Source organism: Geodermatophilus chilensis (genome assembly GCF_002802985.1).
In the GTDB taxonomy this organism is placed as follows: Bacteria; Actinomycetota; Actinomycetes; order Mycobacteriales; family Geodermatophilaceae; genus Geodermatophilus; species Geodermatophilus chilensis.
Genome location: NZ_NVPT01000003.1, coordinates 1 through 12,873 on the forward strand (window position 1 = coordinate 1; position 12,873 = coordinate 12,873).

Sequence of the window (12,873 nt, forward strand, 5' to 3'; positions counted from 1 at the left end):
CGGGTGCCGAGGAGGTCACCCAAACGGGGTACACCGCCGCGGTCAAGGCTCGCGGGAGTTCCCATGCACGCCGACCCCGCCCGGGGGTCAGGACGCTGCTCACCGTCACGACCGACGCCACGGTCTCTACCCAAGGCGCCACAACCGGTCTGTCCAGGGTCATGGGGTCAGGGCAAGGGGCACCAGTGAGGTTGTCTCACCAGAAGTCTGAGCGCTGAGCTCGGCGGTGGGTGTTCGCGTCCGGTGGCGTACTGGAGCTGCGGGCTCGACCAGCCCGGGGGTCCTCACTCAGAGCGGCGGGACTCGGCGTCGTGAGCCTCCCGAACCGTCATCAGCGGGGTCGGTCAACCGTGAGCGGCTGCTTCTCGTGCGAGCCAACGACGGTCAATCACGCAGTGACAATCCCCGGCGTACAGACAGACTCGTCCGTCGTCCCCGGCCGACCCGGACGTCGGCTCGCCGATGGCCGGCGACGATCACGACGGTGGACGGCCGGCTGACTCAGCGCCAGGCCAGGCGCCTCGGGCTCGGGGCGGCGTCCGGCGGTCCGGCGCACCGGCGGATCCGGTGGGCGAGGACGCGGGCGACGCTGGCCCCGTGCCAGCGCACCCCCGTCGGGGTCTGCAGTCTCTCGGCGTTCAGCGTGGCCGCGATGGTGGTGGTGGACGCGCCGTTCTGGTGCAGCTCGAGCAGCCGCTGGACGCTGTGCGAGACGCCGGCGTCGCGCTTCGTCGTCCTGAGCGGGGCGACGGGGGCCGCCGTCGTACCGCGCGGACCCGGCCACGTGCGCCTGCGCAGCAGTGCGGGCAGGGGGGCGGCCGGACCCCAGAGCCAGCCCTGCGCGGCGCCGCAGCCGAGCCCCTGCAGCAGCGCCACCTGCTCGCTGGTCCCCACCCCCTCGGCGACGACGGCGACCCCCACCGCCCGGGCGAGGTCGACGATCCACCCGACGATGGCCAGGGCGTCCCGCTGCTCCGCGATGTCCGCGATGAAGCTGCGGTCGATCTTCAGCGCGGAAACGGGGAGGTCCCGCAGGTAGGCCAGCGAGCTGTACCCCGTACCGAAGTCGTCCAGCGCGACCCGGACGCCGTGCGCGCGGAGGCCGCGCAGCAGCTCCACCGCGGCACCGGTGTCCTGCATGATCGCCGTCTCGGTGACCTCGAGGACCACCTGGGTGGCGGGCACGCCGGACTCCTCGGTCCAGCGGACCAGGTCGTCGAGGACCGCGGTGCCGGTCAGGCTGGCGGCCGACAGGTTGACGGCGACGTAGGCGTCCGCGGGGACGACGCCCGCCCGGCGGAGACGGGCCGTGTCGTGCAGCGCCCGCTGGAGGGCCCACCGGTCGAGCTCGGGGGCCAGCCCGCTGAGCTCCGCGGCGGGGACGAAGCTGTCGGGCGACACCGGGCCGCGCTCCGGGTGGGTCCAGCGGGCCAGGGCCTCCACGCCGACGACGGCTCCCGAGCGCAGGTCCACGATCGGCTGGTACTCGAGGTGGAGGGCTCCGTCGGCCAGCGCCGCCCGGAGGTCGGTGGCCAGCGCGTACCGGTCTGCCAGGTCATCGTGCAGCGTCGGCTCGTAGACGTGCACCCGGCCGTGGCCGGCGCCCTTGCCGGCGTGCACGGCCGTGTCGGCGTGGCGCAGCAGGTCCGTCGCCGCGACCGGCTGCGTGGCCGGCGCGACGGCGACGCCGATGGAGGCCGTGGGGTCCACGGTGGCGTCGCCGGTGCCGAAGGGCTCGGACACCGCGTCCAGGAGACGGCGGGCCAGCGCGAGCGCCGCCTCCTCGTCGGTGTCCTCGCAGACCACCGCGAACTCGTCGTCACCGCAGCGGGCGACGGCCTGGTGGCCGGGCACGGCCGCCCGCAGGCGCGCACCGACCGCGGCCAGCAGCCGGTCGCCGACCTCGTGCCCGCGCGAGGCGTTGACCATCCGGAAGTCGTCCAGGTCGACGACCAGGACGGCGGTGGAGCGCTCGGCTCGCGCCAGGGCGCACGCCAGTCGGTCGTGGAGCCGTGGGCGGTCCGGCTGCTGCTGCGAGGCGTGCTGGAGCGCGGTGGCCTGCAGCTGCCGGGCCGGCCGGGGGCCGTAGGTCAGGTCCGCGGCCGCCCCGTCGGCGTGGACGAACACCAGCTGGGTGGAGTCCACGCTCCCGCCGGCCAGCACCGACCAGGACGTGGGCACGTCGACGAGCGAGCCGTCGGGGTGCTCGAGCCGGAAGGTGGCGGACCCGGACGCCGCGCCGCCGCGCGCCGTCCGCAGGACGTACCGGAGCAGGGCGTGGGAGGTCGGGTGCAGCAGCTCGAGCGCCGGGACGCCGGACAGCTCGCCGAGGGGCCGGCCCGACAGCCGGGCGAGCGCCGCGCCGGCCGTCAGCACCGTGCCCGACAGCGAGCAGGAGAACAGCGCGGTCGCTCCGTCGTGTGCGGCAGAGACGGGTGCCGGGTGCCCGGCGTCGTGCTCGGCCGCGACCGGCTCCTCTGCCCCCTGCTGTGCCTCGCCCACGTGACGTCTCCTGTGCCGGTGGCGACCCGGCGCGCGGTTGCGCACCGGCCCCTCCCAGCCTGTGGCGGCAGCGTTCCCGCGACCAGATGCGCCCGTGCCAACCGACTGGTACGGACGTACTAGCGTCGGCGTCCTGGGCCGGGACGCTGGCCGGCGGTCAGATGCGGTCGACCAGGCCCTCCCGGACGGCGATCGACAGGACCTCGAGCTTGGAGTGCGCACCGAGCTTGGCCGAGAGGTTCGCCACGTGGTTCCGGACGGTGTGCACGCTGATCGTCAGCTGCTGGGCGATGTCGGCGTTGGACAGCCCCCGCGCGAGCAGGTCGAGGATCTCGCGCTCCCGCTCGGTCAGCTCGGCCCCGCTGCCGCCGCTCTGCCGGCGCAGGCGGGGCAGCAGCCGGGTGATGAGCTTGGCGCTGAGCACGGACTCGCCCTGGGCCGCCGCGCGCACGCCGCCGACCACGTCGTCCAGCCGCTGCGTCTTGGCGATGAACCCGGCCGCACCGGCCTCCATGGCGGCGACGAGGACGCGGTCGGAGGTCGTGGCGGTGAGCACGACGATCTTGGCGGAGGGCCGGATGGCGTGCAGCCCGGCGATCGCCGCCACGCCGTCGCCGTCGGGCAGCCGGTGGTCCAGCAGGACGACGTCGGGCGCGGTCGAGGCCATCAGGTCCCGCGCCTCGCTGATCGACGTCCCCTGCCCGACGACCCGCAGGTCCGGCTCGGACTGCAGGGCCTGGGCGAGGCTGGCGGCGAGCATCTGGTGGTCGTCCACGAGCAGGACCCGGACCACGGCGGGGGAGGACCCGCCTGGGGTGCCGGGCCCACTCACCTTCCGAGTCTGACACGATTCGCGTCGGGTGGGGACTGGTACCGGTGCACTACACGGGCGGTGCGCGCGCATCACGACAACGGGTGCGGCATGGGTCAACGTGCTCTCGTGGCCACCCGAGTCCGCGGCGAGATCACCGTCGTCATCGCTGACGACGACCCCCGCGTCGGATCCGCCGTGGCCGGGCTGCTGGGACAGGAGCCGGACTTCCACGTCGTGGGGGAGGCGGCCACCGGCGACGACGCGGTGGCGGCCGCTCGCGAGCACCGCGCGGCACTGGTCCTGACCGACGTGCGGATGCCCGGGGGCGGCCCGGACCTGGTCCGGCGGCTGGTCGCGCTGCCCCACCGGCCGGTCGTCGCCGGGTTGTCAGCGCAAGCGGATCCGGCGACGTGGACGCGCGTGCTGGCCGCCGGCGGATCCGCCTACCTGCTCAAGGGCACCGTCGCCGGCGACCTGCCCGTGCTGCTGCGCCGGTGCGTGCAGGGCCACCTCGTCGTGGGCGTGCCCGGCGCGGCCGACCTCGTCCGCCGGGTGCTCGCCCACTAGCCGGAGCCCCGCTGGCGGCGCGCCCGCGCCTCCCGCGCCGGGCAGGGGGAGGAAGAACGACACGGCCGTGCCGACACCGCGCGGGCCGGGCGTGGACCGCCACCACCCGCCCGACGCCAGCGCGCGGTCACGCATCGCCACCACACCGGAGTGCCGGCGTCCCGAGCGCGCCGACGCGGTGGCGTCCACTCCTCTGCCGTCGTCCACGACGTGCACCTCCACGCCGCGCCCGGTCGCGTCGACGGTGACGGTGACGTGCCGGGCCCGTGCGTGCTTCAGGGCGTTGGCCAGCGCCTCGCGGGCGATCCGGTACGCGGACACCCGCACCTGCTGCGGGAGGGGATCCCGCCCGCGTTCCTCGACCGACCACGCGACGTCGCTGTCCTCGAACACCTGGGCCGCCGCGTCCCGCAGCCCGTCGATCAGTGACGCGTCGAGGACCGGCGTCTCCAGCTCGAAGAGGAGGTGGCGCAGCCGCAGGCTCGCGCCGTGGACGGCGTCCATCACGGTCTCGACCCCGGCGACCTCCTCCGGCGCCCGCGCGCGCAACCGGTTCCGCAGGGCGCCCAGGCGCAGGTCCACGGCGGCCAGCGCCTGGACGGAGTCGTCGTGGACGTCGGCGGCGATGCGGGCCCGCTCGTCGTCCTGGGCCTCGACGAGGCGTTCGCTCAGCGCGCGCTGGCGGGCCTCGGTGAGCGCCCGCAGCTCCCGGAACGTCAGCGCCGTCCGCCCGACCATGAGCACCCCGGCGGCCAGTGCGAGGACCGCGGCCACCGGGCTGATCCCGGACAGGCTGCCGTGGAACAGCAGCCCGAGGACGGCGAGGCCGCAGACGCCGGGTAGGACCAGGACGGTGACCCCCTCCAGGTCCACCGTCCGCGACTCCGTCGAGCGCAGTGACGCCAGCGCTGCGCCGGCCAGCAGCAGCCGAGCCAGCAGCCAGCCCAGGTCGATCGGCTCACCGCCGACGTAGGCGCCGTCCGCCACCAGGCCCGCGTAGATCGCGTCGGTCACGAAGAACGTCACGAACGACGCGCACAGCAGCCACCAGGACCAGCCGGCGCCCGTCCCGAGCACGGCGAGGGCGGCTACCGCCAGGGCCAGGAGGAGCAGGTCGGCGATCGGGTACGCCGTGTTCAGCGTCGCGACGCCGTCCTCCCCGAGGGGCACGGCCGCTCCGATGACGTAGGCCTCGGCCAGGGCCGCGGCCGTCAGGCCCGCGATCAGCCCGTCCAGCGAGAGGCTGAACGGCATGCTGCGGGCCCGGGTGCGCAACCTCAGGACCAGCCCGATCGCCAGCAGGGTGTAGAAGAGCAACCACCCCGCGTCGGCCCACGAGGGGCTCGGGATCGGGTCGAGGTGCTGGTAGTACGCGAAGTACGTGGTGCTGCCGGCGAACGCGGCGAGGAGGCCCAGGGCCATGACGAGCCAGGCCACCCGATCCCTGCGGTCGGCCACGACGCGGAGCAGGACGACGAGGATGACGAGGCCGTCGACGGTCATGTTGAGCCACCAGTCGAGGGCCGGCTGGTAGCCCGGCGCCTGGCGGACCCCGGGCACGAGAGTGACCGCGTAGACCGTCCCGAGCGACAGCATCAGCCAGGCGGTGGTCCGCATCAGCGAGGTGATCGAGCGCGGCACGTCGCCTCCCGCATCTGCTCGCTGGTCGGGCTGCACATCACGCCAGGGACCGCGGACGCCGTGCTGCTCGACGGGAGTCCCCGGCGTCGCCTCGTGGAGGCGGCCAGGACTATAGGCGTTGCAGCGGGACCCGCCGGCGGTCCGGGAACAGCGACGGCCGCGGACGCGCTGTGGACCCTGTGAGTGTCGCGCCCGCATCCACCACCTCCTTCGACGACCGCTTCGCCCGCGAGCTGCCGGAGATGGCGGTCCCGTGGCAGGCCGACGAGGCGCCCGACCCGCGGCTCCTCGTGCTGAACGACGCGCTGGCCACCGAACTCCGCCTCGACCCGGAGACCCTGCGCAGCCCCGAGGGCGTGCGCCTGCTGGTCGGCACCGCCGTGCCCGAAGGCGCGAAGCCGGTCGCGCAGGCCTACGCCGGGCACCAGTTCGGCGGCTTCGTCCCGAGGCTCGGCGACGGCCGGGCGCTGCTGCTCGGGGAGCTGACCGACGGCGAGGGCCGGGTGCGCGACCTGCACCTCAAGGGCTCCGGGCGTACGCCGTTCTCCCGCGGCGGCGACGGGCTGGCCGCCGTCGGCCCGATGCTGCGCGAGTACGTCGTCAGCGAGGCGATGCACGCCCTGGGCATCCCGACCACGCGCTCGCTCGCCGTCGTCGCGACCGGCCGCCCCGTGGCCCGCGAGACCCTGCTGCCGGGCGCCGTCCTGGCGCGGGTCGCGAGCAGCCACCTGCGGGTCGGCAGCTTCCAGTACGCCCGCGCGACGGGGGACGTCGACCTGCTCCGCCGCCTCGCCGACCACGCCATCGCCCGGCACCACCCCGCCTCGGCGGAGGCCGAGAACCCGTACCTCGCGCTGTTCGAGGCCGTGGTCGCCGCCCAGGCCGCGCTGGTCGCCCAGTGGATGCTGGTCGGCTTCGTGCACGGCGTCATGAACACCGACAACACGACGATCTCCGGCGAGACCATCGACTACGGGCCCTGCGCGTTCCTGGACGCCTTCGACCCCGCCACGGTCTTCAGCTCGATCGACACCGGCGGGCGCTACGCCTACGGCAACCAGCCGATCGTGGCCGAGTGGAACCTTGCCCGGTTCGCCGAGGCGCTGCTGCCGCTGTTCGCCGACGACCAGGAGGAGGCGGTCGCCCTCGCGGTGACCGCACTCGAGGGGTTCCGCCCGCGGTACAACGCCGCCTGGACGGCGGGCATGCGCGCCAAGCTCGGCCTGCCGGAGGGCCTGGACGACGAGGTCGCCACGGCGCTCGTCGAGGACCTGCTCGCCCTCATGCAGGAGGCCCGCGTCGACCTGACGTCGTTCTTCCGTGCGCTGGGCACCGCGGCCCGCGGGGACGCCGAGCCCGCGCGCCTCGTCGTCCTGGACCTCGCGCGGTTCGACGCCTGGCTCGAGCGGTGGCGTGCCCTCGGTCCGGACGCCGGGGCGATGGACCGGGCCAACCCCGTCTACATCCCCCGCAACCACCTCGTCGAGGAGGCCCTGGAGGCCGCGACCGCCGGCGACCTGGCCCCGCTGCAGCGGCTGCTCGAGGTGCTGGCCAGCCCCTACGAGGAGCGGCCGGGCCTCGAGCGCTACGCGGCCCCGGCACCGGGCGGCACCGGTCCCTACCGGACCTTCTGCGGCACCTGAGCCAGGCCGTGGCCATCGAGCCAACTGCCTCGGCCTGGCTCACCGGATACGGGATCGCCGTCGTCACCGCCTGCGTGGTCCTCGCGGTCGCGGGCCACTGGGGCTGGGCGGGCGCGCTGTTCCTGCTGTCCTTCGTGGTCGACGTCCTGGTCGTGCTCGCCATCCGTCGCCGGCGACAGCGCCGCTGACCCGGGCGTCCCGTCAGTCCATCCGCCACGTGACCAGCGCGGTGCTGGTCTCCCCGAGGAACCACCACAGCCCTGCCGCGCAGGCGACGGCCACGGCGACGGTGGCCAGGACCATGGCAGGAGCGGCCCGCAGGCGGCTGCGCGCGGACGCGACCGCCCGGACCGGCACCAGGGCGCCGACGACCACACCCGCGAGCAGGCCCATGGGGGCGGTCGCCAGACCGAGGACGCCGAGCAGGTCCACCAGGCCGCCGCACCCGGTGTAGGACGGCCACAGCAGCTTGGGGTCGTGCCTGCCACTGGCGACCTCGGCCAGTGGCAGCCGGTGCAGGCCGTTGACGTAGTAGGGGAGGAGCACCCCGACCACGTAGGGAACAACGCAAGCCAGCAGCCCACCGACGTAGACCGCGAACCACCGCCACGGTCGGGTGGGAGCGGCCACGGGGGCCGTCGGCGAGGTCGGCACCACGGTCCGAGGGTGGCAGGGGGCCGGTCATCGGCGCGACCGAGCGGGCCGTCCGCGCGCGCCGGTGTGCTGAGCTCCGGTCGCGTCCGATCCGGCGAGCGTCAGGCCTCCGTGGCTGTTCGTCCCGTCGCCCCCGGAACCGGGAGGTCACCGTGGAGCCAGCGCGGTCGCCTCGTCGAGGACCGCCTCCAGGACGTCGGGGTCGTGGGACGCGCGTCCCAGGAAGAGCCCGTCGGCAGCGCCTCCGAGTTCCGTCAGGAGCCCAGTCCCGGCGCTGCCTCCGTAGACGACCCGGCTCCCGGCCATCGCGCTCTCGGCCCGGACCACGGACCTCAGCCGTGTACACACCGTCCGGATGTGGTCGGCATCCGCGGCCGCTGCCGCGCCGATGGCCCAGTGCGGCTCGTAGGCCACGACGGCCGACCGCACCGTGCCGTCCCGGCGACTGTCCCGGAGGACCGCATCCAGCTGGCGGGTGCACTCGCGCGCCGCGTCGTCGGGGGCCATGGGACGGCTCTCCCCGACGCAGATCACCGGGGTCAGGCGGTTGCGGAACGCGGCCGCCGTCTTCGCCGCGACGACCTCGTCGGTCTCCCCGAAGTGCCTGCGGCGTTCGAGGTGACCGACCTCGACGAACCGGCACCCGAGCTCGGCGAGCTCCGCTCCGCTCACCTCCCCGGTGTAGGGGCCGCGGTCCTCCCAGAAGAGGTCCTGGGCCCCCACGCCGACGCCCAGGCGGGACAGCCTGCGTACCGCGTGCACCAGCGTGGGGAAGGTGGGGAGGACGAACAGCTCGACCGCACCCCGGCGGAGACCGGGGTGCCGTTCGGCAACCTGCGCCACCTCGTCGAGCCAGTCCACCGTCTCCCAGTGGCCGAGGTACATCTTCAGGCCCGCGCCGATGATCACCGGACGGCGGCCTCCCGCTCGGGTCCCGGCGTCCCCGTCGGACTCGCTAGGTCGCTGCTGACCTCCGTCACTTCTTCGTGCGGTCGAGCCAGTCGACGATCCTGCGGTTGATCTCCTCCGGGCGCTCCACGAGCATGAAGTGCCCGACGCCCTCGATGAGCTCGGACTCCGAGCCCGCGCCGGCGTAGCCCGGCACCCGCTCGATCTGGTCCTTGCTGACCCCGTGGCAGCCGTCCGTGGTCCCGTGCAGGTACAGCGTCGGCTGCGGGACCGAGCCGCCCCAGGCCGCCGCCTGCTCCGCGACCCACTCCGGCGACCCGAACCGGGTCGGGTCGAACTGCCCCCAGTAGTAGCCCAGGGCGGCGTGCAGGTGCTCCGGCTGGGCCAGGGCCTCCCGGATGTGGACCATGTCCTCGCCAGCGTCGTAACCGGGTGACCAGTCGCCCCAGATGTCCCGGATGAAGGCGAAGTCGTCCTGGCGGATCCGGTCCTCGATGACCCGCTGCATCTGGAAGTACCAGAAGTAGAAGCTCCGCTTGATCTGCGGGTACGTGGAGAGGTTCTCGCCGAACACCTCGAACGGCGGGATGTTGATGATCACTGCCCGGCCCCACAGGTGCGGTGCCCGGCTGAGAGCCCCCCACGCGCCCACCGCGCCCCAGTCGTGGGCGACGAGCAGCGCGTCGGAGCCGCCGCCGAGCGCCTCGGCCAGGGCGATCTGGTCGGCCACCATCACGCTGGTGTGCACGTGGTGGCGCAAGGGGGGCAGCTGCGTCGGCGCGAACCCGCGGACGAAGGGGGCGACCGCCCGGAAGCCGGCGTCCGCGAGGGACGGCAGCAGGTGGCGGTAGGTGAACGGCGTGTCCGGGAACCCGTGCATGCAGAGCGCGAGTGGGCCGTCGCCCGCCTCCAGGTACTCGAACTCGATGCCGTTGGCCGCGACCCGGCCTCGCTGGAAGTCCGTCATGGCGATCTCCGTGGCTGGAGGGACATGGCCCGATCGGGACCCGGGGTGACCCGGCCCCCCAACCGGCCGTCCCCACCGGGTGTGCGAGGAAGTCAACGCCGGCCCGTGTGCTCTGGACATGGGGGAGATCCCCCAGCGTGCGGACCGCGCCCCGTGGGCAGGATCGCCGCCGTGCGAGGAGCGTCGCCGGGCAGCGGCAGCAGGAGCGTCCCGGACTTCGCCCACGCCATCGGCTTCCTCGGCCACAGCGACCAGGGCGGCCGAGGAGACGGCGTGCAGGTCATGGTCCACGCCGGCCACGCCTACGTCGGCCACATGTTCTCCAGCGGCGTCACGGTCCTCGACGTCCGGAAGCCGCGAGATCCCTCCGCCGTCGGCTACCTCGCGGCCGCGCCCGGGACGGGAACCTCCACCTGCAGGTCGCCGACGGGCTGTTGCTCGTGGTCGACGCCGTCGACCTGTTCGCGGCGGCGGCCTTCGCTGACGAGTCGGCCTACTACGGCCGGTCTGTCGGCGAGGTGCTGGCCGAGCACCCTGCGGCCGAGTACTCCGCGGGCCTGCGGGTCTACGACCTCAGCGACTCCGCGGCTCCTCGCCGGATCGGCTCGCTGTCGGTCGAGGGCTTCGGTCTGCACCGGATCTGGTACGTCGGCGGCCGCTGGGCCTACGCCTCAGCGCTCCTGCACGGGTTCACCGACTACGTCCTCGTCACCATCGACATGGCCGACCCGGTCCGGCCGCGCGTGGCCGGGACGTCCTGGCTGCCCGGCATGCACCTGGCCGGCGGGGAACGCCCGGCGTGGCCGGCGGACCACCGCTACGGGCTGCACCACGCGATCGTCGCCGGGGATCTGGCCTACGGCTGCTGGCGGGACGGTGGCCTCACGGTGCACGACGTCTCCGACCCCACCCGCCCCGAGCTCCTGGTGCACCGCAACTGGTGCCCTCCCTTCGGCGGCGGCACGCACACGGCGCTCCCGCTGCCGGGACGGGACCTGCTGGTCGTGGCCGATGAGGGGATCGCCGACAACTGCGCCGACCAGGTGAAGTACACCTGGGTCTTCGACGTCCGGGTGCCCGCCAACCCGATCAGCATCGCCACCCTGCCGACCCCGTCCGAGGTGGACTACTGCGCCAAGGGCGGGCACTTCGGGCCGCACAACCTCCACGAGAACCGGCCGGGCAGCTTCGTCAGCGAGCGGCTCGTGTTCGCCACGTACCAGAACGCCGGGGTCCGCGTCTTCGACCTCGTCGATCCCTTCGCGCCGCGCGAGGTCGCCGCGTTCGTGCCGCCTCCGCCGACGCGGCTGTTCGACACCCGGCCGGGCCGCCCCCGCGTCATCCAGAGCTGCGACGTCTTCGTCGACCCGGACGGGGTCATGTACGTCACCGACTACAACGCGGGCCTGTACGTGCTCGAGTACCAGGGGCCCTCGTGAGCCGCGGCCGGTCGCGGTCCCCGCAGAGAGGTGCAGGCGATGGCTGACGCGTCACTGGCCGGACAGGTGGCCCTGGTGACGGGGGCGTCGACCGGCATCGGCCGGCAGCTCGCGCACGCCCTCGCCGATCGCGGCGCCGCGGTCGCCGGCCTGGCCCGGGGGGCGGAGCGGCTGACGGCGGCGGTGGACGAGATCGCCGGCGCAACGGGGCGCCCGGTCCTCGCGGTGGCCGCTGACGTCACCGACGCCGCGGCGGTCGACGCCGCCGTCGCCCGGGTGGTCGAGCAGCTCGGGCCGGTGGACCTGCTGGTCAACAACGCCGGCCTCGTGGACGCCGCGGAGGTCCCCGTCTGGGCCGCCGACCGGGAGCAGTGGTGGGCCGTCGTGGCGAGCCACATCCGGGGACCACAGCTGCTGATTGGAGCCGTGGTGCCGGCCATGGTCCGACGCGGCCGAGGCCGGGTCGTCAACCTGGCCAGCGGGATGGGCGCCCGGGCGGTTCCCGAGTACTCGGCCTACTCGGTCGGCAAGACGGGTCTCATCCGGCTGACCGAGGCGCTGGCCGCCTCGCTGCTGGGCACCGGCGTCCACGCCTTCAACGTCGCGCCCGGCCTCGTGCGCACCGAGATGACCGACTCCATGCCGAAGTGGGAGGGCCACACCGCCTGGACACCCCCGGAGCGGGTGGTCGAGCTGGTCTGTGCGATAGCCGCCGGGGAGCTGGACGACTGGTCGGGCCGCTTCCTGCGCGCGGGTGCGGACACCCCCGACACGGTCGGGCGCGTGGTCCTCGAGGAAGGCGCGCGTCAGCTCCGCCTGCGCCCCCACGGTCCCGACGACCCCGTCGCCTGAGCGCGCGCCCCACCCCGGGAGGCGATCCGCCGTCCGGCGCCGGACGGTGCCCCGGCCGCGCCGTGCGTCGCGGGCCTGCGCTTCCGCCGCCCTATGGGGGGTTCTCCCCATAGGCCCGCGATCGGTCCGAAATTACCGTCCTGCCAGCGAGTGACAGGGGTCACAGCCGACTTCCGGGCGGCGCGACCCCGACTCGGTCCACGCAGCTCACCGCGTATCGGAAGCGGAGGTCGGACGATGCCAGTGCCGGGCATGTGCGGGATGGAGCACATCGGCTTCACCGTGCCGGACATCAACGAGGCATGTGACTTCTTCGAGCGCATCCTCGGCGCCGAGACGCTCTACACGGCCGCGACGGACTTCCGTCACGACGACGACGACTGGATGCAGGAGCACCTGCGGGTCCACCCGCGGGCGGTCATCAAGGAGTTCCGCTACCTGCGGCTGGGCAACGGCACGAACCTCGAGGTCTTCGAGTACGAGGCGCCCGACCAGAACCGGACCCCGCCGAAGAACAGCGACATCGGCGGGCACCACCTGGCCTTCTACGTGGAGGACATCGACGCCGCCATCGCCTTCCTGAGGGAGAACGGCGTCGAGGTCCTCGGCGAGCCGACCGCCTACACCGAGGGACCCAACCTCGGCCTCACCTGGTGCTACTTCATGGCTCCCTGGGGTCAGCAGCTCGAGGTCGTCTCCGCGCCCCAGGGGACCGTCTACGACAACGAGGCCAAGAAGACCGGCAAGACGCGGCTGTTCCACCCCAAGTACGCGGCCGAGACCCTGCTCGGCAGCAGCGCCCCCGCGTCCCCTGCTCCGGCGCCCTGAATCCGCCCCTCCGGCCGCCCGCGCTGGCGGCACCCCTCCTCGGCCACGCCGCCGTGG

Annotated in this window: 11 protein-coding genes and 1 pseudogene; 6 read left to right on the plus strand and 6 right to left on the minus strand. The window is 74.1% G+C overall.

Features of this window, described 5'->3' with window-relative positions:
* Positions 1 to 501: 501 nt before the first annotated feature.
* Together CNO22_RS00845 and CNO22_RS00850 are read right to left on the minus strand one after the other, a co-directional pair.
* Positions 502 to 2,502: a GGDEF domain-containing phosphodiesterase gene (locus CNO22_RS00845; RefSeq protein ID WP_198588019.1), complete on the minus strand. Its 2,001-nt coding sequence runs from the start codon at positions 2,500 to 2,502 to the stop codon at positions 502 to 504.
* A 157-nt stretch (positions 2,503 to 2,659) separates the two neighbouring features.
* A complete protein-coding gene (locus CNO22_RS00850) occupies positions 2,660 to 3,334 on the minus strand; it encodes a response regulator (protein WP_198588020.1) in 675 nt (224 codons plus the stop codon).
* Positions 3,335 to 3,442: 108 nt separating this feature from the next.
* On the opposite strand from CNO22_RS00850, the gene CNO22_RS28700 reads away from it, so the two are divergent.
* Positions 3,443 to 3,883 (plus strand): response regulator, encoded by a 441-nt coding sequence (locus CNO22_RS28700; protein WP_157936733.1) that lies wholly within the window; start codon positions 3,443 to 3,445, stop codon positions 3,881 to 3,883.
* Between the two features lie 51 nt (positions 3,884 to 3,934).
* On the opposite strand, the pseudogene CNO22_RS29910 reads toward CNO22_RS28700, so the two are convergent.
* A pseudogene (locus tag CNO22_RS29910) lies at positions 3,935 to 5,722 on the minus strand (sensor histidine kinase); the annotation flags it as partial.
* On the opposite strand from CNO22_RS29910, the gene CNO22_RS00865 reads away from it, so the two are divergent.
* Entirely contained in the window at positions 5,695 to 7,167 is a 1,473-nt protein-coding gene (locus CNO22_RS00865) for a protein adenylyltransferase SelO (RefSeq protein ID WP_232806698.1), read from the plus strand. The pseudogene CNO22_RS29910 and the gene CNO22_RS00865 sit on opposite strands and share 28 nt — an antisense overlap.
* A gap of 8 nt (positions 7,168 to 7,175) precedes the next feature.
* Positions 7,176 to 7,355: a hypothetical protein gene (locus CNO22_RS00870; RefSeq protein ID WP_100497477.1), complete on the plus strand. Its 180-nt coding sequence runs from the start codon at positions 7,176 to 7,178 to the stop codon at positions 7,353 to 7,355.
* A 13-nt stretch (positions 7,356 to 7,368) separates the two neighbouring features.
* Here CNO22_RS00870 and CNO22_RS00875 read toward each other — a convergent pair whose 3' ends face one another.
* From CNO22_RS00875 to CNO22_RS00885, 3 genes are all read right to left on the minus strand, one after another.
* Positions 7,369 to 7,824: a hypothetical protein gene (locus CNO22_RS00875; protein ID WP_100497478.1), complete on the minus strand. Its 456-nt coding sequence runs from the start codon at positions 7,822 to 7,824 to the stop codon at positions 7,369 to 7,371.
* Positions 7,825 to 7,968: 144 nt separating this feature from the next.
* Complete coding sequence (locus CNO22_RS00880) at positions 7,969 to 8,730, minus strand: triose-phosphate isomerase family protein (RefSeq protein WP_198588021.1); 762 nt, start codon at positions 8,728 to 8,730, stop codon at positions 7,969 to 7,971.
* A gap of 67 nt (positions 8,731 to 8,797) precedes the next feature.
* Entirely contained in the window at positions 8,798 to 9,697 is a 900-nt protein-coding gene (locus CNO22_RS00885) for an alpha/beta fold hydrolase (protein ID WP_100497479.1), read from the minus strand.
* 440 nt (positions 9,698 to 10,137) lie between these two features.
* On the opposite strand from CNO22_RS00885, the gene CNO22_RS00890 reads away from it, so the two are divergent.
* The 3 genes from CNO22_RS00890 (at position 10,138) to CNO22_RS00900 (ending at position 12,816) form a co-directional block, all read left to right on the plus strand.
* Positions 10,138 to 11,136, plus strand: a complete 999-nt coding sequence (locus tag CNO22_RS00890; protein ID WP_198588022.1) for an LVIVD repeat-containing protein — start codon at positions 10,138 to 10,140, stop codon at positions 11,134 to 11,136.
* A gap of 39 nt (positions 11,137 to 11,175) precedes the next feature.
* Positions 11,176 to 11,988, plus strand: coding sequence for an SDR family NAD(P)-dependent oxidoreductase (locus CNO22_RS00895; RefSeq protein ID WP_100497480.1), 813 nt, complete (start codon positions 11,176 to 11,178; stop codon positions 11,986 to 11,988).
* 237 nt (positions 11,989 to 12,225) lie between these two features.
* Complete coding sequence (locus tag CNO22_RS00900; RefSeq protein ID WP_100497481.1) at positions 12,226 to 12,816, plus strand: VOC family protein; 591 nt, start codon at positions 12,226 to 12,228, stop codon at positions 12,814 to 12,816.
* Positions 12,817 to 12,873 lie beyond the last annotated feature (57 nt).